We start from the raw sequence: 20,572 nt of genomic DNA on the forward strand, positions 1-20,572 counted from the left end.
TCTTCAGGTGTTCCGCGAAAGCAGGAAAACGGCGTCATTCGCAAAAAGATTGGCGAAGATGCCCGGATTGGAAATGCGCCGTGCCTTGTTTTTGGTCACGATCAGCGCGTCCTCTATTTCAAGGCCGAGTTCATCGCAGAGCGAGGCGAAGTCGAGCACTGTACAGAGGTGGATGTTTGGCGTGTCGTACCAGGAATAGCCGAGCGAACGTGTTTCCGGCATACGTCCGCTGAAGAGGAGCTTCAGCCGTACGCGCCAATTGCCGAAATTCGGAAAAGACACGATGACATGGCGGCCGATGCGTTTCATTTCGCGCAGCACCGCCTTCGGATTGCGCGTCGCCTGGATCGTCTGGCTGAGGATCACATAGTCGAAGGCGTCGTCGGGATAATCGGAGAGGTCTGTGTCGGCATCGCCCTGCACCACGGCAAGGCCGCGCGCCACGCTTGCGTTCACGCCTTCCTGGCTCAGTTCCACGCCGCGGCCGTCGATATCCTTCTGCGAGCGCAGCAGGGCGAGCAGGTCGCCGTCGCCGCAGCCGACATCGAGCACGCGGCTTTCCGGTGCGATCATCTGGGCGATGAGATCGAGGTCTATGCGGCCCGTGTCGAGGCCATATCCGTTGCTCATCCGGCGAGGCCTCGCGTACGTGCGGCGCTGTCGATGAAGCCGCGCAGTGTCGCGAACATCTCCGGCTCGTCGAGCAGGAAGGCGTCATGACCCTTGTCGGTCTTGATCTCGACGAAGCTTACATTCGCCGCGACCGCATTCAGCGCGTGCACGATCTGCCGGTTGTCGGAGGTCGGAAACAGCCAGTCGCTTGTGAAAGAGACGACGCAGAAGCGCGATGCCGTGCCCCGGAAGGCATTCGCAAGCACACCGCCGAAATCATCCGCAAGATCGAAATAGTCCATCGCGCGCGTGATGTAGAGATAGGAGTTCGCGTCGAAGCGGTCGACGAAGGTCGAACCCTGATGGCGCAGATAGCTTTCGATCTGGAAGTCGGCATCGAAGCCGTAGGTGATGGCGTCCCGGTCCTGCAGGTTGCGTCCGAATTTCCGGTGGAGCGCGGGCTCCGACAAATAGGTGATATGGGCGGCCATGCGCGCGACCGCGAGCCCCTTGGCGGGGTTCGTGCCGTGCGAGAGATAGGCGCCCTGCTTCCATTCGGGATCGGCCATGATTGCCTGGCGGCCGACCTCGTGGAAGGCGATGTTCTGCGCAGAATGGCGGGCAGCGGTCGCAATCGGGATCGCGGCAAAGACGCGCTCGGGATAAGCCGCCGCCCATTGCAGCACCTGCATGCCGCCCATGGAGCCGCCAATGACGCAGAAGAGATCGTGAATGCCGAGCCGGTCGAGCAGCATCGCCTGGGCGCGCACCATGTCGCCCACCGTGATGACGGGGAAGCTCAGGCCGTAAGGGCGGCCCGTCGCGGGGTCGATATCGCGCGGGCCCGTGGTCCCCATGCAACCGCCGATCACGTTCTGGCAGATGACGAAGAAGCGGTTCGTGTCGATCGGGCAGCCCGGGCCGACCATATGCGGCCACCAGCCGGGCTTGCCGCTCAGCGGATGGGTGCTCGCGGCATACTGGTCACCGGTCAGGGCGTGGCAGATCAGCACCACATTCGACTTGTCGGCATTAAGCGTACCGTAGGTCTCATAGGCGATGGTGAAGGGGCTGAGGTTCACGCCGGAATCGAGGGCAAGCGGCTCGTCGGGGCCGAAGGTCATGGATGCGCGGTGCACCTTGATCCCGCCTTCTTCGAACTCTGTGCTGCCGGGGCCTTCGGCGCCCGATGCGCCAGCGGCCTTCTCGATGGTGTTCATAAGCGCTTTTGCGCCGCCTTTTTTGGTCTGGACAGGTTGGCGGCGGCCTTCCGGTCCCCCGCCAAACAGGGTGCATAGCTAGGGATGCACCCCCCAAAATGTCAATGTTTTCTTTGATTTTAGCGGGTGTCCCTCGTATGAATACCGCTCTCGCGGGCCGGGTTGGGGGCTTGCTCGCGTGCCGCAATCCCCCTGCCGAGTGACGCCGAATGACGACCGAGACCGCCACACCCGAGAAGGCCCTCGCCGATGTCCGCAAGGAGATCGATGCGATCGACGATGCCATGCAGGATCTCCTGCAGAAGCGGACCGAGCTCGTGGTCGAGGTCGCGGAAGCCAAAGCGCGAGCGGCCAGCGCGGCGGGAAAAGGGAGCTTTGTCGCTTTCCGGCCGGGCCGCGAGGCAGAGGTGATCCGCCGTCTTGCAGAGCGCCACAAGGGGGCGCTGCCGCTTCGGGTGCTGATCCGGCTCTGGCGCGAGATCATGGCGGCGATGACGCGGATTCAGGGGCCTTTCCGGGTGGATGTCTTTGGCCCCGAGGGCGACGCGCTCGGCTATTGGGATCTTGCCCGTAACTATTATGGCTCGACGACGCCGATGGAGCTTCACGGCCAGGCGCGCGATGTGCTCCGCCGTGTGGGGCATGACCGCTCGGCCATCGGCATTCTGCCGCAGCCGGGCGCGGCGGTGGATAGCGACTGGTGGGTTGGCCTTGCGACGGGCGGCACCAGCGAGATGCGGATCGTCGCGCGGCTTCCCTTCGCCGATGTTGCGGGGGAGAACGACGGCGCCCGGGCGCTTGTCCTCGCGCACAGCAATTTCGAAGGCACCGGTGACGACACCAGCCTCATCGCGCTTTCCGTTGCGGAAAGCCTGAGCGACACGCGTGTCATGGCGCTGGTGAAAGAGGCGGGGCTCGAAGGAAAACGTATTGCGAGCGCGCGTACCGATAACGGGGCGGCCAAGCACATCTATCTCATTTCCGTTCCCTATCATCTGGCCGCCGATGATGAGCGGCTTTCGGCTCTTGCCGGCGATGCCGTTATCGAGGCGCGCCTTCTCGGCGGTTATGCCAACCCGCTTCAGCGCGACAGCGATGGCGAGTGAGAACATGGTGAAGCGTCCCGAGCCGCAGCGCGGCGTTCTCGAAATCGAGCCTTATGTCGGCGGCCGCGCCAGCGCCGAGCGGGGCACCCGCATTTTCAAGCTCTCGGCCAATGAAACACCGTTGGGGCCTTCTCCGCGCGCAAAAGAAGCCTTTGCGGCGGCGGCCGACAAACTTCACCTCTACCCCGATGGCGGTGCGCTTGGCCTGCGTGAGGCAATTGCCGCGCGTTACGGTCTCAATGCGGACCGGATCGTCTGCGGCGCGGGGTCCGACGAGCTCCTGCATCTTCTGGCCCAGGCCTATCTCGGCGAGGGCGACGAGGCGATTACGACCGAGCATGGTTTTCTCGTCTATCCGATCGTGACCAAGGCGGCTGGCGCCACCTGCGTTACCGTGAAGGAGACGGCGCTTCACGCCGATGTCGACGCGATCCTCGATGCCGTCACGCCGAAGACGAAGATCGTCTTTCTTGCCAATCCGAACAATCCGACGGGGAGTTATCTTCCGGCGGACGAAGTGCGGCGTTTGCAGCAGGGTCTGCGTCCCGGCATCCTGCTGATCCTCGATGCGGCCTATAGCGAATATGTGAGCCGCAACGACTATGAAGCGGGGATCGAGCTTGTTGCGACATCGGAAAATGTCGTGATGACGCGCACCTTCTCGAAGATTTACGGGCTTGCCGCGCTTCGCCTTGGCTGGATGTATGCGCCTGCGCACATCGTCGATGTGGTGAACCGCATTCGCGGGCCCTTCAACGTATCCATTCCCGCCATCGAGGCCGGTATCGCGGCGATGGCCGACACGGATCATGTCGATGCCGCGCGCCAGCACAACGACAAATGGCTCCGCTGGCTCAGCGAGGAAATCTCGAAGCTCGGCTACGAGACCGTGCCGAGCGTCGGTAATTTCTTTCTGATCCGTTTCCCGAAGGAACAGGGCAGGACGGCGAAAGATGCCGATGCCTTCCTGATGAAGCGCGGGCTCATTCTTCGCCAGATGACGAGCTATGGGCTGCCGGATTGCCTGCGTCTCTCCGTCGGTTCGGAAGAGGCGAACCGCCTCGTCGTGAAGGCGCTTGCCGAATTCGCAGGCGTGAAGGCGGCTGTGTGATGGGCGCGGAAAGGCATTTCGACCGTGTGGCGATGATCGGCCTCGGGCTGATCGGTTCCTCGCTGGGTCATGCGATGAAGCGTGGCGGCCTCGCCGGCCATGTCGCCGGTTATGCCCGCTCGGAGACGACACGCGCGCGCGCCCTCGAGCTCGGCTTCATCGACAGCGTGCATGAGAGCGCAGCAGCAGCGGTGGAAGATGCGGATCTGATTGTGGTCTGCACCCCGGTTGGCGCGCTCGGACAGGTGGCGGCGGAGATCGAGCCTCATCTTAAAAAAGGCGCGATCCTCACCGATGTCGGTTCCGTAAAGCTCGCGGTCATCCGCGACATGAGCCCTTATGTGCCTGACGGCGTTCACTTCATTCCCGGTCATCCGATTGCGGGAACGGAAGAATCCGGCCCCGATGCGGGCTTCGCCGAGCTTTTCGACGGGCGCTGGTGCATCCTTACGCCGGTGCCGGGCACGGATCAGGATGCGGTCGAAAAACTCAGCGCCTTCTGGAGCGGATGCGGTTCCAGGGTCGATGTGATGGAGCCGAAGCATCACGACATGGTGCTCGCCATCGTCAGCCATCTGCCGCATATCATCGCCTACAACATCGTCGGCACGGCGAGCGATCTCGAAACGGTGACGCAGTCGGAAGTGATCAAATATTCCGCGTCCGGCTTTCGCGATTTCACGCGCCTTGCGGCCTCCGACCCAACGATGTGGCGCGATGTCTGCCTCAACAACAAGGAGCCGATCCTTGAAATGCTGGCGCGCTTCTCAGAGGATCTGACGGCGCTGCAACGCGCTATCCGCTGGGGCGATGGCGATCAGCTGTTCGAGCTTTTCACGCGCACCCGCGCCATTCGCCGTTCGATCGTCGATGCGGGGCAGGATACGCCCGCACCCAATTTCGGGCGGACGCCGAAACACGCCGCGAAGGATGCGGACGGCGCGGGCGATCAGTAAAGCGGTTCGAGCTTCGCGATGACGAGAGGCCCGAGATAGAGCTTCCCCTCGCGCATGATGACGGGCATCCGGATTTCGTTCGATTTGCTGCCCTGAAATTGCGAGACGAGGACGAGCCCCGCCATCGCGATGCGCGCCTCGCGTTCCTGCACGATCCCGTCTTCCACCATCGCGTCGAGCAGCCCTTCGAAATCGGTGATGCGCGCGTCGAGCTGTCCTTCCGGGCGGTGCTTTGCGTCGAGCCCAAGTTCGCCGCTCGCATAGAGATCGAGCGGGCCCCACTTCACGGCAAGGTCGGAAATGGCGAGTGTGCCGCCTGCTGCCTGCCAGTCGCGCATCAGTTCCACGAGGCTGACATAATTTCCAGGCGGCAGGCCGCGCAGTCTGGTCTGCGCGAGGAAAAATTCCATTCGCGGGCCTAGTGCGGGAATTTTCGTCGTGCTGTCGACATCCACATCTTCCGCCTGAAGCGCGATGTCGTAGCTGCCCGGCTCCTTGATGCCTTCAGGGCTTTCGGCGGGGCGCGCGTGAAGCTGGAGACGTTTTGCCGTGAGTTCTTCGGTTGTGTCGTTCGCGCCGAGATGGTGCTCCCCCTTCAGCGCTTCCATGTCGATGGCGAGGCGGCCGAAGGGCTTGTCTTCCAGCAAGACATAGCTTGCTTGCGCGGACCCTGCCGTGAAGCGCGCCTCGTTCGTCGCGCGCGCGGCTGTCCGCAGATCGCGATAGCTGAGGCGCTGCTCGCCTTCCAGGGTGAGGACCATGTGGCGAAGATTATGGGGCTGCAATGCGAGATAGGCGCCTTCGCCCTGCCATTCCCATTTCTCGGGTGTGGCGGGTGCCGCCGCCTTGGGCGCTGTGAATTGCGCTTCGATGCGAAAGGGGTAACCGCCGACCGCGAAGCCGTCCCATGAGGTGACGACTTCCTTTTCGCTTCGCGCGGCGTAGATTTCCACGGCCTTGCGTACTTCGCCGGCAATGGTGAACCAATAGACGCTGTAGGCGGCGGCAAATATCGCAAAGGCAAGCGAGGGCCCGATAATGCCCCAGCGTATGCCCGTGCGTTTTCCTTCCGTCGCTGCTTCGCTCATCGTTCCGATACCTGTGTCCCGCTTTGCTCCGCTTGCGCGTATGCCTATAGTTGCCCGCGCAAGCGGAGTTGTCAGCATGCAGGATTTATGGGTTTTTGGATACGGCTCGCTGATGTGGCGGCCGGGATTCGAATATGAGGAGCGGCGCGCCGCGTTGCTGCGCGGCTATCATCGTGCCTTCTGCGTCTACAGTCATGTTCATCGCGGTACGCCCGAAAAGCCGGGTCTGGTTTTCGGGCTCGATGCGGGCGGTTCGTGCCGGGGTGTCGCTTTTCGCGTAGAGGGGGCCCGCGCGGCAGATGTGAAGCGTTATCTGCAGGCGCGCGAGCAGGTCACGCTCGTCTACCGGGATGTCGTGAAGCCGGTCGAGCTTGTCGATGATGGTCTTCGCGTCGAGGCGCTTTGTTTCGTCGTCGACCGTGCGCATGAACAATATGCGGGGCGTATCGACTTCGACACCCAGGTCCGGCTTATTGCAGAAGGCGAGGGGCAGTCGGGAAAGAATCCCGACTATCTCGAAAGTACCGTTCGCCATCTCGATGAGGCGGGATTATCCGACAAGGGGCTCACGCATCTCTGGCGCGCCGTAGAGCAGCGTCTGCCTCGATAGTCGCCGTTCCCGTGAAGCGGGCAAGCGTCGCGAATGCGGATCTTATTTGCTTCTCGCGCGAACCGGTCAGTTTCACGCCCGGTTCCAGCCAGAGCCCTTTCATCTCGATCCGGTCTTCGGCGCGGTGCGCTTTCATGTCGGCGCGTCCGATGAAGCGGTCGCCCTCCATCATTGGCAAGACGTAATAGCCATATTGCCGCTTCTTCTCCGGCACGAAGACCTCGATGCGATAATCGAAGCCGAAAAGGCGAAGCGCCCGCTTGCGGTCGCGGATGGCAGGGTCGAAGGGTGAGAGAAAGCGAATGCCACGCGGGGCTTCGGCGGCCTGCGCCAATCGCGCCTCTATGTTGGCGGGCGCGAAGGCACGCTGCCTGCCGCCATCCGTGCCCTCGATGCTCACCTCGACGATCTCTCCGCGCTTCAATGCCTTTGCCGTCCATGCCTTTGCGTTGGCGATGGAAACGAGTTGCCAGAACCCGGCAATCTCCTGCGGCGTGGCGATCCCGAGCCGGTCCAGCGCCGCGCGGCAGGCCCAGTCCGTCGAGGCTGTTTCGCTGGGGCGCGCTTTGCGCAACTCGTCCGGGATCACGCGCTCGGCAAGATCGTAGACCTTCTCGAAGCCTTCGCGCCGCGCGATGGCGACTTCGCCCGTCCGCCAGAGCGTTTCGAGCGCCGTCTTGGAGGGGCCCCAGCCCCACCAGCCTCCCGCTCCCTTGTCCTCGAAGTCGCGCGCCATCAGCGGGCCTTCGCGGCGCAGGCGGCGGCGCACCTTGCGCAGCAGTTTTTCGCCGTCCTCGCCAATGCGGTCCTGCCAGCGCGGGCTCGCCGCGATCCTTGCCTTGGCCGCGCGAAAGCGGTGCCGCCAGTGCGGATAGAACTCGATGGGGATCAGCGAGGCATCATGTGTCCAGTGCTCGAAGAGCGCGGCATGATCATGATGAAGCGCGCTCAATTGCTCGTGGCGGTAGCCGGGTGCGCGGGAGAAAAGGATCATGTGATGCGCGCGCTCGACGGTGTTGATCGAATCGAGCTGCACGAAGCCGAGCCGCCGGATAAGGGAGAGCGTCTCGTCGTCTCCGTGGTGCTCCGCAGGGGCGAGGTTCAGCGCATGATGGTCGAGGAAAAGCCGCCGCGCCTCGCGATTCGGAATTTCGAGCAGCGTCATCGCATCAGTTTCGCGGTTCGTGGACGAATTCGAGCTTCAGCCCGTCCGGGTCTGCAAACATCACCGCGTAATAGCCTTCGCCATATTCGGGGTAGTCGGCGGGCGCATCGAGAACCACGGCGTCGATCTCGATCAGCAGCTTGTGCAGCCGGTCGACATCCTCGCGGCTGTCCGCGATCCATGCCATGTGATGAAGTCCCGGTGTGTAGCGGTCATGGCCGCGGCCTGCGTTCGGGCCGCGCGCCTTGAAGATGCCGATGGTCGGCAGTCTGTCTTTCGAGGAGGCGTGTTCCCAGTCGATGCCGTTCGCGTCTTCCGACCAGCGGCGATAGCCCATGAAGCCAAGCACGGCGTCGTAGAAAGGTGCGGAGGCCCAGGGGTCCGTCACGGTCAGGTCGATGTGATGAAGGAAGCCCCGCATATTCGCCCTCGTCTTCTTGCGTCAGTTGTTGCCAGCATCGAGGAAAGCCTCTTTTTCCTTTCCGAGCCAGAGAAATCCATCCATCACAATCTGCGCGATATTTTCCGCTGTCTGTCCATGCGCGGGCGAAACACCCGTCTGGCCAAGCTCGCCGAGCGCGTCCCACACCTTGCGTTCCGTCCGGGCAAAACTTTTCAGCAATGTGCCCGCCTCGTCCCCCGATATCGCGGTCTGGGCGCGAAGCGCAATCTGTTTCAGCCATTCCATGTCCGCATCCGGCGAGCCCGGCAAGAGCTCGTCGCGCTTCAGCAGTTCGGTGATGCGCCGGGCGGCGTCCGCATAGGCGGTGGCGCGGCCTTTCGCGAAAGCCTTCCATTCATCGCTCGTTACGTCGATGGCGGCTTCGTAGTAGCGGCTGGCCGACTGGCAGGCGACACCGAGGGCGCGGAAGGCGCCTTCTTCCGGGGAGAGCATCAACTGGTTCATGTTGTCTCCTTTCGCGGGACGATCACTTTCAAGGCGCGGCGCGCGACGCGGAAGCGCACCGGCGTTTGCGTCAGTTCCTCACCATCGGCGAAGACATGCCGCCTCGGCGCGGTCGCAATCGAGATTTCCGCGCCTTCGTCGCACAGCACTTCGGGGGCGAGGTCTGTGCGGCCGAAACGCAGGAACGGCAGCAGCGCCGCCATGCCGAAAATCGAACGCGGGACGGCGGCGTAGAGATGCAGCAACCCGTCCGTCAACGTCGCATCGGCATGCACCGTCATGCCGCCGCCATAGAAGCGGCCATTGCCGACAAGAAGCTGGATGCAGCGCATATCCTTGCGCGCCTTGCCGCCCTCGAAGCGCGCGACGAAGGAGCGTGAGGTCCGGCCTGCCTCGAAGGCGCTCACCGCGTAACTCAGTACGCCGAGCCTGCCCTTGCGTTCCTCGGTCTGCAGGCGGCTGATCGTATTGGTCATGCCGATGCTCGCCGCATTGAGGAAGGGCTTCCCGTTCGCATAGCCGACATCGACGGCGGCGATCTCGCCTCCCGTTATCAGTCCGGCCAGTTCTTCCGGCTTTTCGGGCATCTCAAGAGAACGGGCGAAGTCATTGGCGGTTCCGGCGGGCAGCACAAGAAGCGGAAGCTGGCGGTCGATCAGCGTCGAAATCAGCGGGTTCAGCGTGCCGTCCCCGCCCGCGATGGCCACGGCGTCCGCCTCCGTTTCCTCGATAAGCCGGACGCATTCCTCCGGGCTTTCGGGCTTTTCGTGGCGAACCTCGATTTCCGCCTGCCTGAGCTTTTCGAGAAAGGGCTCCGCCTCCCAATGCTTGCCGCCGCCGCTATGCGGGTTCTCGATCAGCAGCAGGTCGCGCATGGAAACTCCCGGACATTGGATGAGGTGACGTTCACAGCCTCAGTGATCTAGTTCGGGAAAGCGGGACGGAAAGGCCGGATTCCCTACTCGTCCATTCCGAGTGCTCGCGTTTTGTCCCGAATATCCAGGAAACGCCTTCGCAGAACGACGATGCCCCGGCTTGAAAGGAAGATCAGGGTGCCGACCGTGATCTGGGCAAGAGACGGAATCAGGTAAGAACTCCAGAGCGTGTCTTCCGATAATCCCGGATGGTCGGCAGTCGTAAGGGAGGCAACCAGTCCGAGGGTTCTTGCCAGTCCAATCAGGCCATAGGCCCAAAGATAGATGCCAAGTAGGGAGATCAGAATTTCCTCGGCCTTTTCGAAATTCAGACTTCCGGACGGATTGTCTCCGGTATCCGTGAACATGACCTTGTCGGCAATCAGGCGGTCTGATTTGAAGAGAAACCAGCCGATCAGCGCGCCGATCAGGATAGGTACGAGATAGAGGAAGAGGACGGCGAGGAGCGATCCTTGGTTTGCGTAGGTAGGAAGATAGGAAATGGCTTGCGAAAGCTGAACCAGCGTCAGGGCCAGCACGAACACGCCCATTAGTTTGATTAGCAGGCGCGCAAAATCTCGAGCCGTCATCATCCGCTCCGTGTTGTGGTGAAAAGCGAACTCAACTGCACTTCGAATAGCCGCAGGAGGTGCAGGTCTCGCAGCCTTCCTGCTTGATCATGCCGCGCTCGCCGCAGCGCGGGCAGCCTTTGAGAGATGTCACGGTTGGGTTGCCCGGGGGCGGCGGGTCGCCCGCGACCGCGCGCAGCGCTTCCGTCACGGGCTTGCCGTCTTTCGCGGCGATGAAGCCCGTGTCGATCATGTGCTGTTCGATCACCTCGCCGATGGCGGCAAGAAGGCTCGGCACGTAGCGGCCCTTCATCCATGAGCCGCCGCGCGGATCGAACACCGCCTTCAGCTCCTCCACCACGAAGGTCACGTCGCCGCCGCGGCGGAAGACGGCGGAAATCATCCGCGTCAGCGCGACCGTCCAGGCGTAATGCTCCATGTTCTTCGAGTTGATGAAAATCTCGAAGGGTCGGCGCCTTCCCTCCTGGGCGATGTCGTTGATCGTGATGTAGATCGCGTGGTCCGACTCCGGCCATTGCAGCTTGTAGGTGAAGCCCGGCAGCACGGTTTCGCGCTCCAGTGGCTTCGACATGTAGACGACGCCGTCCTTCTCGTAGCGGTCGCTTGGCATTGCAGGCGCGGCGAGCGGCAGCGCCGGCTGCTCCGCGTTCTTCGCTTCTGCGGGCGCTTCGTCCACGGAGAGAACCGAGCCGCGCACTTCGCTCGGGCGATAGGTCGTGCAGCCCTTCAATCCCTTTTCGTAGGCATCCATGTAGATGCTCTTGAAATCGTCGAAGGAAATTTCGGCGGGCACGTTGATCGTCTTCGAGATCGAGCTGTCGATATGGTCCTGCACGGCGGCCTGCACGGCGATGTGTTCGGCGGGCGTCAGTTCCTGCGCGGTGACGAAATAATCCGGCAGTGCGGCTTCCGCGCCGAAGGTTTCGCGATAGCGGTCGAGCGCGTAGTCGCGCACCTTCTCCTCGCGCCTTGTCCCGTCCGGCATCAGGACTTTCCGCGTATAGGCATAGGCGAAGACGGGCTCGATCCCCGACGAGACATTGCCCGCGAAGAGCGAGATCGTGCCGGTCGGTGCGATGGAGGTGACGAGCGCGTTGCGGATGCCATGTTCGGCGATCGCTTCGCGCACATCCTTGTCGAGCGAGGATACCGTTTCGCCCGCAAGATAGGCGTCGGCAACGAAGAGCGGGAAGGGGCCCTTCTCCTTTGCGAGTTCGACGGAGGCAAGATAGGCCGCGCGCGAGAGCGCCTTCATCCATTTGGAGATAAGTGCCAGCGATGCGTCCGAGCCATAGCGCGAGCGGCACATGATGAGCGCGTCCGCGAGCCCTGTCACGCCAAGGCCGATACGCCGCTTCGCCTGCGCCTCGTGGCGCTGCTCGGGAAGAGGAAAGCGCGAAATGTCGACCACATTGTCCATGGCGCGCACGGCGGCATAAACGAGATCGGAAAGCTCCCCCTCGTCGATATGCGCATCGCCCGTGAAGGGCTCCTTCACCAGCGCGGCGAGGTTCACCGATCCCAGAAGGCAGGCGCCATAAGGCGGCAAGGGCTGTTCGCCGCAGGGATTCGTCGCGTGGATTTCCTCGGCGTAATAGAGATTGTTCCGCCGGTTGATGCGGTCGATGAAGATGACGCCCGGCTCCGCATAGGCATAGGTCGCCGCCATGATGCGGTCCCAGAGCGCGCGCGCCTTCAGCGTCTTGTAGATCTTGCCGCCAAAGACGAGATCCCAGTCGCCGTCGCGCTTCACCGCTTCCATGAAGGGATCGGTCGCCAGCACCGACAGGTTGAACATGGTGAGGCGGCCCGGCTCCTGCTTCGCCTCGATAAAGGCCTCGATATCCGGGTGGTCGCAGCGCATCGTCGCCATCATGGCGCCGCGGCGCGAGCCCGCCGACATGATGGTGCGGCACATCGCGTCCCACACATCCATGAAGGACAAGGGGCCGGAGGCATCCGCGCCCACGCCCATCACCGGCGCACCCTTGGGGCGCAGTGTGGAGAAGTCGTAGCCGATGCCGCCGCCCTGCTGCATCGTCAGGGCCGCTTCCTTCAGGTTCTCGAAAATACCTTCCATCGTGTCCGGGACTTCGCCCATCACGAAGCAGTTGAAGAGCGTAACGTCGCGGCCCGTGCCCGCACCGGCCAGAATCCGGCCTGCCGGGAGGAAGCGGAAGCCGTCCATCGCCTCGCGGAAACGCGCGGTCCAGTGCGCGCGCATATCGGGGGCTTCGGCCTCGGCAAGCGCACTGGCCACGCGGTTGCGGGTGTCGTCCACCGTCAGGTCGAGCGGCGTCCCGTCCTGCCCGTGCAGGCGGTATTTCATATCCCAGATTTGTTCGGCGATCGGTTTCATGGGCGCGAGCCTAGCACTTTCAGATGACAAAGAAGTTCCTGTTTTGTCTGCAAAGAGTTCCCGTTCCGGGCTCTCTTATATGGTTGTTTTTATTAAAAGATTCCAGTTATCCCCGCTTTTCACCGGACAGAAGGCGGTGTTGTCCACAGATCAGCGGGTGCCGCCGGCTTCCGCGACCAGTTTCATCGCTGCCGTCTCCACGCGGGTTTCGAGCGTTGCCATGAAGCTCTTGCGGTCGAGGCCGGGCGGGATCGGCTCCAGAAACTCGATGACGATGGTGCCGGGCCGCCGGGCAAAGCCGCGCCGTCCCCAGAAAAGGCCGGAATTGACAGCGGCGGGCACGCATTCGACGCCGAGCTGGCGGTAAAGCGCGGCAACGCCGGGCTTGTAGTCGAGCTTGGCTCCCGGCGCGGAGCGTGTGCCTTCGGGGAAGATCACGACCGGGCGGCCCTCGGCCACGGCGGCCTTGCCCTGTGCGACAAGGCGGCGGATCGCGGCGGCCGCCGCCCCCCGGTCGATGGCGATCATGCGGGCCTTCCGGGCATACCAGCCGTAAAACGGAATCCACAGCAGCTCTCGCTTCAGCACCATGGCCGGGTCTTTCAGGATCGCGGTCATGACGATGGTGTCCCACATCGACTGATGCTTGGAGGCGACGAGCACGCCGCCTTGCGGCAGTTGGCCCCGTACCTCGTATCGGGTGCCCGCCAGCACGCGCAGCAGCCAGAGCGTCATGTGCGACCAGAATTCCATCGCGCGCAGCGTGTAGCGGCGCGGCAGCAGGAAGCAGGGCGTCGCCGCGAAGACAACGATCACGGAGAGCGCATAGAAGACCAGGTTGAAGGCGGCGGAGCGGAGAAAGAGCACGGCGGGGTTTCCTTCAGGCCGGTCAGGTCGGCAGGGATGACTGACGGCCATAGGTCAGCGTCAGCAGATATTTCGTGTATTCGGAGATCAGCAGCCGGGTGGTGCCGGGATAGGCCCACCAGCCGTCGAGATGCAGCGTATCCTGAAAAACGGGGTAGGGCCTGATTTCGACGCCGGGCATGGCGCGGGCGAGTTCGAGCTTCGCACGGGGCAGGTGATAGGTGCTGGTGACGAGAATGACCGAGCGGTAGTTCTTGCGGCGGACCCATTCGGCTGTCTCGTCCGCATTGCCGATGGTGTTTTCCGCCATGTAGCCGACATCGACGCAGCAATCGAACTTTGCGGCGCTGCCCGGCACGATTTCCTTCAGCGACTTCGAATCGACATCGGGGTGAACGCCGGTGATGAGAAGACGCTGGCCCTTGCCCTGTTCGAGCAGGCGGTAGGCGGCGGTGATGCGGTCGGGGCCGCCCGTCAGCGCGACGATGCCGTCCGCCTGCGCGATTCCCACGGGCGGGGTGCGGTCGAGTTCGGCGGTGAAGAGGAAGAAGCCGCCAATATAGGCGGCGAGCGCAAGCGCCAGCAGGCTCACGGCGATACGCGTGAGGCGCCACCCCGTTCTCTGCCGCAGCGTGCCGCCTGCCGCCATGCCCGTCTCCGTTCCGGGCGGAAACCAGCTCCGCCGCGCCTGATGCCTGCCCGCATTCTACCATGCCGGCCGGGCGCACATGATATGGCCCGAAAGCGCCAAGTAAAGCGCCCCGAAAAGCCCTCGGGAAGCCTTGGGAAAGTCTTCAGAGCATGCTCTCAAGGGTCTGAAAAACCGTTAAGCGGGCGGCCAGAACGGCAACCAGCGCGGCGGCGAAGGGAATGACGGCCAGAGCGGGGAGGTATTCCGGGCCGATGCCCGAGGCCGACACCAGGTAGAGGTCGCCCGTCGCCCCTGCAAGACCGAGAAGGAGGAAGGCTGCGGCCCCGAGGCCCGCACCGATCACCCCGCCGCGAAAACCGAGATGGAGGAAGTGGCGCTGCACTTCCGAGGCGATGAAATTGTCCCGCGCGCCGATCAGGTGCAGCACCTCCACCACGTCGCGGTTTGCCGAGAGGCCCGCCCGCGTGGCAAAGACGACAATGGCGACGGTCGTCGCCGCGACAAGGGCCAGCACCGCATAGGCGAGCCATTCGGCGGAGCGCGCCGCGTTGACGATTTCGCTCTGCCACTGCCGGTGCGTGTCGAGCGAGGCGCCGGGTGCGGCTGCCGCGACCTCCATTGCAAGGGCGGAAAGGTCGGGCGGCGCCGAACCCTCGATGCGGATGTCGACAAGACGCGGCAGCGGCAGATCGTCCGCCAGCACCTCGCCGCCGAGCCAGGGCTCAAGCAGCGCCGCCGTATCGTCGCGCGAGAGCGGCGTTGCGCTCACGATGCCGCTTGTCTCCGCCAGTACACCCATCACGGCGTCTATCTGTTCTTCCGGTTCCATCTCGCGCGAGGGTTTGATCTCGACGGTGAGAGAGCCTGAAAGGTCGTTTGTCCATTCGCGCGCCTTGCCGCCGACGGAAAGCGCCGCGCCGAGGGCCAGCGTTGCGAGAAAGCACATGGCGGCAACGACGAGCATCAGCGACATGCCGGTCGCACCGGCCGCCGGCATCACGCTTTTCGTCTCGACCAGCATGGCGGCGAGCGCGCCTGCGGGGCCGCGTTCCTCGTCGTGAAAGGTCGGCGCCTTGTCCTTGCCGCGCAGCGGATCAGCCACGGATGGTGAGCCTCCCATCCCTCAATACGAGTTCGGGTGCGCCCGTGCTTTCGACAAGCGCCCGGTCATGCGTCGCGATCAGCACACTGGTGCCGAGCCGGTTCAGTTCCACGAAGAGGCGCAGCAGGCGCTGGCCCATTTCGGGGTCCACATTGCCTGTCGGTTCGTCGGCGAGCAGCACTTCGGGTTGCGCGACAACGGCGCGCGCGATGGCGGCGCGCTGCTTCTCGCCGCCCGAAAGCGTCGGCGGCGTTGCGTTCATCCGGTCGCCAAGCCCCACCCAGGCCAGCAATTCCTCGACATCGGCGCGGTACTCGGCTTCGCGCTTGCCCTGGATTTTCAGCGGCAAGGCCACGTTTTCATAGGTGGTCAGGTGTCCGAGCAGGCGGAATTCCTGGAACACGACGCCGATCCGGCGGCGCAGCGGCGGCAGTTCCTTGCGGGGCAGGGTGGCGATGTCCTGCCCGAACATGGTGATGAGGCCGCGCGAGGGCCGGTTGGCGAGGAACATGAGCTTCAGCAGCGAGGTCTTGCCCGCGCCCGAAGGGCCCGTCAGAAAGTGGAACGAGGCCGGCGCGAGGTGGAAGCTCACATCGCGCAGCACCTCCGGCCCCATGCCGTAACGCATGCCCACATTCTCGAAGCGAATCATGCAGGGACGGTATCACGGAACATGCGCGCCGATGCAGCTGCGCCATGCGGCGACCCGCACTTTTCCGCGAAAAAGCGGCTTTCTTCCTTGTCCTCTTAACGCGCCTTTAACCATGCGCGATCTTTCAATAGGCTCACTCGAATCTCCCCTCGCGCGACTCTTTGCGGTTCGCGCGGGAGAAGCCCGTTTTCCGCGTCCAGGTTGAGACCATTGTCCCGGATGATCATCCATTGCCCGTCCTGTTCCGCGCGCTATCCGGTGGATGGCGCCTCCTTTGCGCCTTCGGGCCGCAAGGTGCGCTGCGCCAAGTGCGGCCATAGCTGGCATCAATCGCCGCCCTCCGAAACGGCGGAGGACATGCCGCCTCCGCCCCGCCCGGAGGAAGAGCTTGCAACCGCGACCGTCACGCCGATCCGCAAGAAGGTCTTTGGCGAGAAATCGCAACAGACGGGCGCTGCCGCTGCGCCCGCTCCCTCCCCGGCAGAGGATGACGATATCGTCTTCGCCGATGAAGCCCTCCCCAAGGGGGAGGCAGCGAAAAAGGATGCGCCCGCTGCGGACGGGGCTGCGGCAAAGACAGGCATCGCCGCCGATATCGGTCATCGCTTTCGTGCGGAGGTCCGCCGCGCCGCTTCCATGCGCCGTGGCCGGATACTGGGCACGGCGGGCTGGCTGCTGCTTTGTCTTTTCGTCGGCGGTACGCTGGCGGGTGGCTGGATTTACCGCGAGCAGGTGGTCGCGTTCTGGCCTGCGACGACGAAGCTCTATGCCGTCGCAGGGGAGGAAATCAATCTGCGCGGCCTCGAATTCCGCAATGTTACCTATGAACGCCAGACCGAAGACGGGTTGCCCGTTCTGGCCGTCATGGGCGAGGTCGTGAATGTGGCCGGCGAAAATGTCGCCTTGCCCCGCCTTCGGGTCGGCCTCCTCGATGAGGGGCAGAAGGAGCTCTATTACTGGACCTTCGCGCTTTCCGAGCGCGCGCTCCCGGCCGATGAGGCTGCGTCCTTCATCACGCGCCTGTCGAGCCCGCCGCCCGAAGCGCGCGATATCGAAATCCGTTTCGTCGAGAAGACGGATATTGCTTCGGCCGGTCCGTCCGAAGACCTGCCCGAAGATTTGCCCGGTGCGACACCTGAAGACCTGCCCGAAGCTGTACCTGATGCCGTGCCGGCCCCGGAAGATATTCCGGCGGATGTTCCCGATGCACCCCCTGCGGCGGAATAGGGGATGAGCCGGCTCGCGCCGAAGGGCGCCCGGATCTCGGTGCTCTACCCGGCGGAGGAAATTGCGGCCCGTGTCCGCGAGCTTGCGTCCGATATCGTGCGTTCGCTCGGGACGGAGCCCTTGGTCGTGCCGATCCTCAAGGGCAGTTTCATCTTCGCCGCCGATCTCCTGCGCGCGCTGCATGAGGCAGGTGCGGAACCCGACATGGATTTCATCACGCTCTCAAGCTACGGCAAGGGCACACGCTCGCTCGGCGACGTGACAATCGTGCGCGACACGGAGGCCGCCATTGCGGGCCGCGACGTTCTCATCGTCGACGATATTCTCGAGTCCGGCCGCACTCTGGCCTTTGCAAAAGACCTCCTGGCCGCGCGCGGCGCACAGCGCGTCATGACCTGCGTGCTGCTCAACAAGCCCGGCAAACTTGCCGTCGATGCCAAGGCGGATTTCACCGGCTTCGATTGCCCGGACCGTTTTGTTGTGGGCTACGGCATGGATGTCGCCCATGCCTACCGGCAGCTTCCCTTCGTCGGCTATATTGAGCAGTGAAGTCACGGGAGCGATGAAATAATGGGAGCGATGAAATAATGGCCCGTATCCTCATCGCAGAAGATGAGCCCGCCGTGCGCAGCTTTATCCAGCGCGCGCTTCAGGGGGCGGGTCATGAGGTCGAATGCGTCGGCGATGGCAGCGATGCGCTTGAAGCGCTTGCCCGGGCCCGCCCGCACCGTGCGCATGATCTTCTGCTGACGGATATCCTGATGCCGGTGATGGACGGGGTTTCGCTTGCGCTTCTTGCCGCGCGCGATGCGCCGTCTCTTCGTATCATGCTGATGACGGGCTATTCGGATCAGCGCGAACGCGCACATGGTCTCGACGCCATCATCCAGGACATTCTGCTCAAGCCCTTCACGCTCGACGAACTCGTCATGCGCGTCCAGGCCGTGCTCGATCTGGACAGAAGCTAAAAACGCCTGAGCAGTCGGTCGAGATAATCGAGTTCGATCTGCGGGCGGCCAAGCTCCATGGCGCGGTCGCGCAACTCCTTCAAAATCCGCTGCGCGCGCTGTGTGTCGATATGGTCGGGCACGGTTCTGGTATTCGTCTCGCTCGGGCTGGAAGAGGGTCTGCCGAAAGGATCCTTGCCTCCCGAGCCTTGCGCCGTGCCCTCCCCGGAACGGCCCTGCATCAGCTTGTCGGCGAGCGCCTGCGCACCCTTCTGCATGTTCTGGATCGCCTGTCCCTGCGATGCGGTGGCGCGGTCGGCGCGGGCGGCGTCCAGCCGGTCTTCCGCGTCGTTCATCGCGGCAAGCGCCTCAAGAAGCGTATCGGGCGGCTCCGCTCCCTTTTCCTTCAGCATACTGAGAAGCTTGTCGAGTTCTTCGCCGAGATCGTTCTGTTCGGAAGAGAGACCTTCAAGCGGCTTGTCGCCGTCTTCCTTTTCTTCCTCTCCCGTCTGAATGCCGAGCTTGCGTTCGGCCTCCGGGTCGAGGCGCAGCCGCTCCAGTTCGCGGAACGTCCGGTCCATCAGGTCGCGTTGCTTCGAGATCATCTTGCCGATGTCGTCGATGGCTTGCGCCATTGCCTGGTCCGAGGGGCTCGGCGGGCCCTGCTCGCCCGGCATTTGCAGGTTTTCGAGAATGTTCTGAAGCTTGTCGAGCATGGCCTGCGCCTGTTCGCGCGCGCCGCTCTGTGCCAGATCCTCGATCTGCCGCATCATTTCTTCGAGCTCGCCGCGCTCGATGGTCTGCATGTCGCCATCGGGAAACTCGCTCTGCATCAGCGCGTTCTCGGCGGGCTGCATCTTGGCGATGGCTTCCATGTAGCGGTTGAAGGCATCTTTCAATTCCTTCATCAGCCGGTCGATTTCCTCGGCGCCCGCTCCTTCCGCCAGCGCATCGGCCAGCGCCTTCCTCGCATCGCGCAGGTCGCGCTCGGCAAGCGAGAGGTCGCCATCCTCGATCCTGAGCGCAACCGACCATAAAAGGTCGTAGATGCCGGTGAGGTCGGTGTCGCGCGTCGCCTCCGTCAGCCGCCAATAGGCGGCGCGCAGCGACAGATAGACCACCTTGTCGTCGATATAGCGCTCGGCATCCTGCGTGAAATTGTCGATGAAGCGCGCAACGCTTGCGCCCGAGCGCGGGTCGAGCGCGAGGCGGCGGCGCTGCTCCACGATGGCGCGGGCCAGCGGATCGGTGAAGTCGCGCGCGGGCAGGACGATTGAAACGGGTTCCGACTTCCCTTGCTGTTTCAGGTCGTCGGTTGCGGCAAGCGTGATCGTCACCGGCAATCCCGCCCAGGGATGCGCGGTGAGTTCGGCGAAGGCTTCGCCTTGCGCGTCGCGCGGGCGCGAACCCGGCAGGCCGAGCCGGACCTCGGGTGCGCTCACGCGCGGTTGCGGCACGCTGATGGCGGGGTCCGTTTCGGGAATGCCGGTGCGGTCGAGCGCGATCAGGGCTTCGGCGTTCGCAACGCCATAATCGTCCTTCACCCGGTAGCTGAAATGGAGTGCGCCGGATGCCGCACGCTCTATCGGCTTCGACAGTTCGATTTCCGGGTCGTGGTCCGGCGTCACCTCGATATGCCAGGCGCGGATCATGCGTCCGCCTTCGGTGAGCGCCACATCCGCCGTCCCGTTCATCGTCGCGTCGATGGCGTAATTCTCCGCGCTCACGGTTTCGAGCATTTGCGGTTCGTTGCGGCTCTCTCCGTGGCTTTCGAGCACCGGCGCATTCTTCAGCCCGTGGACGCGAATGGAAAGCGTGGCGCCCTCCGGCACTTCGAGCCTCGTGAGATCCTTTGCCTCTTCCGTCTTGCGTTCGAGATAGAGGGGCGGCTTGCCGGTATAGCCGGGCGGGGTGATCCAGGCTTCGATATTGGCCATCCGCGCGCCCGCCGCGCCCGGCAGCATCGCGTCTGTCAGCCGGTCGAGGCGGCCCGCGCCTGTTCCCGCGATGCCGATGACGAGGAGGAGCGCGACGGCGGCCCGAATGGCATAGGGGTCGCGCAGGGCCAGCACGGACACGGGAAAACCGATGCGAAGCCGTGCGATCCGCTCCGACATCCAGTTGCGATGCGCGGCCCAGAGTGCCGGGTCGCCGGTGTTCCCGGCAGCGACATCCTCATAGGAGGAAAGCGGCGCATGGGCGAGGCCCGATGATTTTTCGAGATGGCGCAGCGCATCGTCGCGGTCCGGCCAGCGGAAGCCGCGAAAGCCCTGCCAGAGCAGCCAGATCGTCAGCGTACCGAAAATCGCCAGCAGCGCCCAGTGCAGCGAAAGGGGAAGGCTTGCAAAAAGGCCGAAAAGGGCGAGTGCGATGAAGAGCCCTGCAACCGCGGCGGCAGGCCAGATCGCGGGCAGCAGCTCTTCCCAGAAAAGCAGCGCGCGCGAAATGCGTACACGGCGTTCGACGCGCGGCGGCAGTTTCATGCCG

21 protein-coding genes are annotated in these 20,572 nt (G+C 63.7%); 7 read left to right on the forward strand and 14 right to left on the reverse strand.

Annotation, left to right across the window (positions count from 1 at the left end):
• Nucleotides 1–3: 3 nt before the first annotated feature.
• Together metW and ABJO61_RS10280 are read right to left on the reverse strand one after the other, a co-directional pair.
• Nucleotides 4–630 carry a methionine biosynthesis protein MetW gene (metW, locus tag ABJO61_RS10275; protein WP_348328066.1) on the reverse strand — a complete coding sequence of 209 codons (627 nt, stop codon included), beginning with the start codon at nucleotides 628–630 and terminating at the stop codon, nucleotides 4–6.
• Nucleotides 627–1,736: a homoserine O-acetyltransferase gene (locus ABJO61_RS10280; protein ID WP_348328590.1), complete on the reverse strand. Its 1,110-nt coding sequence runs from the start codon at nucleotides 1,734–1,736 to the stop codon at nucleotides 627–629. The genes metW and ABJO61_RS10280 overlap by 4 nt, the downstream gene beginning before the upstream one ends.
• Nucleotides 1,737–2,041: 305 nt before the next feature.
• Here ABJO61_RS10280 and ABJO61_RS10285 point away from each other — a divergent pair, with 305 nt between their 5' ends.
• From ABJO61_RS10285 to ABJO61_RS10295, 3 genes are read left to right on the forward strand one after another with little or no spacing between them, the layout of a single operon-like run.
• Nucleotides 2,042–2,938 (forward strand): chorismate mutase, encoded by an 897-nt coding sequence (locus ABJO61_RS10285; RefSeq protein WP_348328069.1) that lies wholly within the window; start codon nucleotides 2,042–2,044, stop codon nucleotides 2,936–2,938.
• Nucleotides 2,928–4,049 carry a histidinol-phosphate transaminase gene (gene hisC, locus ABJO61_RS10290; protein ID WP_348328072.1) on the forward strand — a complete coding sequence of 374 codons (1,122 nt, stop codon included), beginning with the start codon at nucleotides 2,928–2,930 and terminating at the stop codon, nucleotides 4,047–4,049. The genes ABJO61_RS10285 and hisC overlap by 11 nt, the downstream gene beginning before the upstream one ends.
• Nucleotides 4,049–5,005, forward strand: a complete 957-nt coding sequence (locus tag ABJO61_RS10295; protein WP_348328075.1) for a prephenate/arogenate dehydrogenase family protein — start codon at nucleotides 4,049–4,051, stop codon at nucleotides 5,003–5,005. Before hisC ends, ABJO61_RS10295 begins: the two co-directional genes overlap by 1 nt.
• Here the strand turns inward: ABJO61_RS10295 and ABJO61_RS10300 are convergent.
• Entirely contained in the window at nucleotides 4,999–6,093 is a 1,095-nt protein-coding gene (locus tag ABJO61_RS10300) for a DUF2125 domain-containing protein (protein WP_348328078.1), read from the reverse strand. The two genes, ABJO61_RS10295 and ABJO61_RS10300, sit on opposite strands and share 7 nt — an antisense overlap.
• A 76-nt stretch (nucleotides 6,094–6,169) precedes the next feature.
• Here ABJO61_RS10300 and ABJO61_RS10305 point away from each other — a divergent pair, with 76 nt between their 5' ends.
• Nucleotides 6,170–6,703 (forward strand): gamma-glutamylcyclotransferase, encoded by a 534-nt coding sequence (locus tag ABJO61_RS10305; protein WP_348328081.1) that lies wholly within the window; start codon nucleotides 6,170–6,172, stop codon nucleotides 6,701–6,703.
• Here ABJO61_RS10305 and ABJO61_RS10310 read toward each other — a convergent pair.
• The 10 genes from ABJO61_RS10310 to ftsE form a co-directional block, all read right to left on the reverse strand.
• On the reverse strand, nucleotides 6,660–7,868 hold the full coding sequence (locus ABJO61_RS10310; RefSeq protein WP_348328084.1) for a crosslink repair DNA glycosylase YcaQ family protein: 1,209 nt from the start codon (nucleotides 7,866–7,868) through the stop codon (nucleotides 6,660–6,662). The genes ABJO61_RS10305 and ABJO61_RS10310 overlap by 44 nt on opposite strands.
• Before the next feature lie 4 nt (nucleotides 7,869–7,872).
• Nucleotides 7,873–8,289, reverse strand: a complete 417-nt coding sequence (locus tag ABJO61_RS10315) for a VOC family protein (protein ID WP_348328087.1) — start codon at nucleotides 8,287–8,289, stop codon at nucleotides 7,873–7,875.
• Between the two features lie 21 nt (nucleotides 8,290–8,310).
• Nucleotides 8,311–8,775 carry a hypothetical protein gene (locus tag ABJO61_RS10320; protein WP_348328090.1) on the reverse strand — a complete coding sequence of 155 codons (465 nt, stop codon included), beginning with the start codon at nucleotides 8,773–8,775 and terminating at the stop codon, nucleotides 8,311–8,313.
• Nucleotides 8,772–9,650 (reverse strand): YegS/Rv2252/BmrU family lipid kinase, encoded by an 879-nt coding sequence (locus ABJO61_RS10325; protein WP_348328093.1) that lies wholly within the window; start codon nucleotides 9,648–9,650, stop codon nucleotides 8,772–8,774. Before ABJO61_RS10325 ends, ABJO61_RS10320 begins: the two co-directional genes overlap by 4 nt.
• 83 nt (nucleotides 9,651–9,733) lie before the next feature.
• Entirely contained in the window at nucleotides 9,734–10,279 is a 546-nt protein-coding gene (locus tag ABJO61_RS10330) for a hypothetical protein (protein ID WP_348328096.1), read from the reverse strand.
• A 31-nt stretch (nucleotides 10,280–10,310) separates the two neighbouring features.
• Complete coding sequence (locus ABJO61_RS10335) at nucleotides 10,311–12,638, reverse strand: adenosylcobalamin-dependent ribonucleoside-diphosphate reductase (protein WP_348328099.1); 2,328 nt, start codon at nucleotides 12,636–12,638, stop codon at nucleotides 10,311–10,313.
• Between the two features lie 150 nt (nucleotides 12,639–12,788).
• Entirely contained in the window at nucleotides 12,789–13,505 is a 717-nt protein-coding gene (locus tag ABJO61_RS10340) for a lysophospholipid acyltransferase family protein (RefSeq protein ID WP_348328102.1), read from the reverse strand.
• A gap of 22 nt (nucleotides 13,506–13,527) precedes the next feature.
• Nucleotides 13,528–14,154 carry a YdcF family protein gene (locus ABJO61_RS10345; protein ID WP_348328105.1) on the reverse strand — a complete coding sequence of 209 codons (627 nt, stop codon included), beginning with the start codon at nucleotides 14,152–14,154 and terminating at the stop codon, nucleotides 13,528–13,530.
• 145 nt (nucleotides 14,155–14,299) lie between these two features.
• The gene (locus ABJO61_RS10350; RefSeq protein WP_348328108.1) at nucleotides 14,300–15,259 is read right to left on the reverse strand and encodes an FtsX-like permease family protein; all 960 of its coding nucleotides are present in this window, start codon (nucleotides 15,257–15,259) and stop codon (nucleotides 14,300–14,302) included.
• Entirely contained in the window at nucleotides 15,252–15,911 is a 660-nt protein-coding gene (gene ftsE / locus ABJO61_RS10355; protein WP_348328111.1) for a cell division ATP-binding protein FtsE, read from the reverse strand. The genes ABJO61_RS10350 and ftsE overlap by 8 nt, the downstream gene beginning before the upstream one ends.
• Before the next feature lie 219 nt (nucleotides 15,912–16,130).
• Between ftsE and ABJO61_RS10360 the strand changes: the two genes are divergently transcribed.
• From ABJO61_RS10360 to ABJO61_RS10370, 3 genes are read left to right on the forward strand one after another with little or no spacing between them, the layout of a single operon-like run.
• Nucleotides 16,131–17,138, forward strand: a complete 1,008-nt coding sequence (locus ABJO61_RS10360) for a zinc-ribbon domain-containing protein (protein ID WP_348328593.1) — start codon at nucleotides 16,131–16,133, stop codon at nucleotides 17,136–17,138.
• A gap of 3 nt (nucleotides 17,139–17,141) precedes the next feature.
• A complete protein-coding gene (gene hpt / locus ABJO61_RS10365; protein ID WP_348328114.1) occupies nucleotides 17,142–17,687 on the forward strand; it encodes a hypoxanthine phosphoribosyltransferase in 546 nt (181 codons plus the stop codon).
• A 38-nt stretch (nucleotides 17,688–17,725) separates the two neighbouring features.
• A complete protein-coding gene (locus ABJO61_RS10370) occupies nucleotides 17,726–18,106 on the forward strand; it encodes a response regulator (RefSeq protein WP_348328117.1) in 381 nt (126 codons plus the stop codon).
• Here the strand turns inward: ABJO61_RS10370 and ABJO61_RS10375 are convergent.
• Nucleotides 18,103–20,568: a TIGR02302 family protein gene (locus ABJO61_RS10375; RefSeq protein ID WP_348328120.1), complete on the reverse strand. Its 2,466-nt coding sequence runs from the start codon at nucleotides 20,566–20,568 to the stop codon at nucleotides 18,103–18,105. The two genes, ABJO61_RS10370 and ABJO61_RS10375, sit on opposite strands and share 4 nt — an antisense overlap.
• Between the last annotated feature and the right edge of the window lie 4 nt (nucleotides 20,569–20,572).

The sequence above is a fragment of the Parvibaculum sp. genome, from assembly GCF_039973015.1.
Taxonomy (GTDB): domain Bacteria; phylum Pseudomonadota; class Alphaproteobacteria; order Parvibaculales; family Parvibaculaceae; genus Parvibaculum.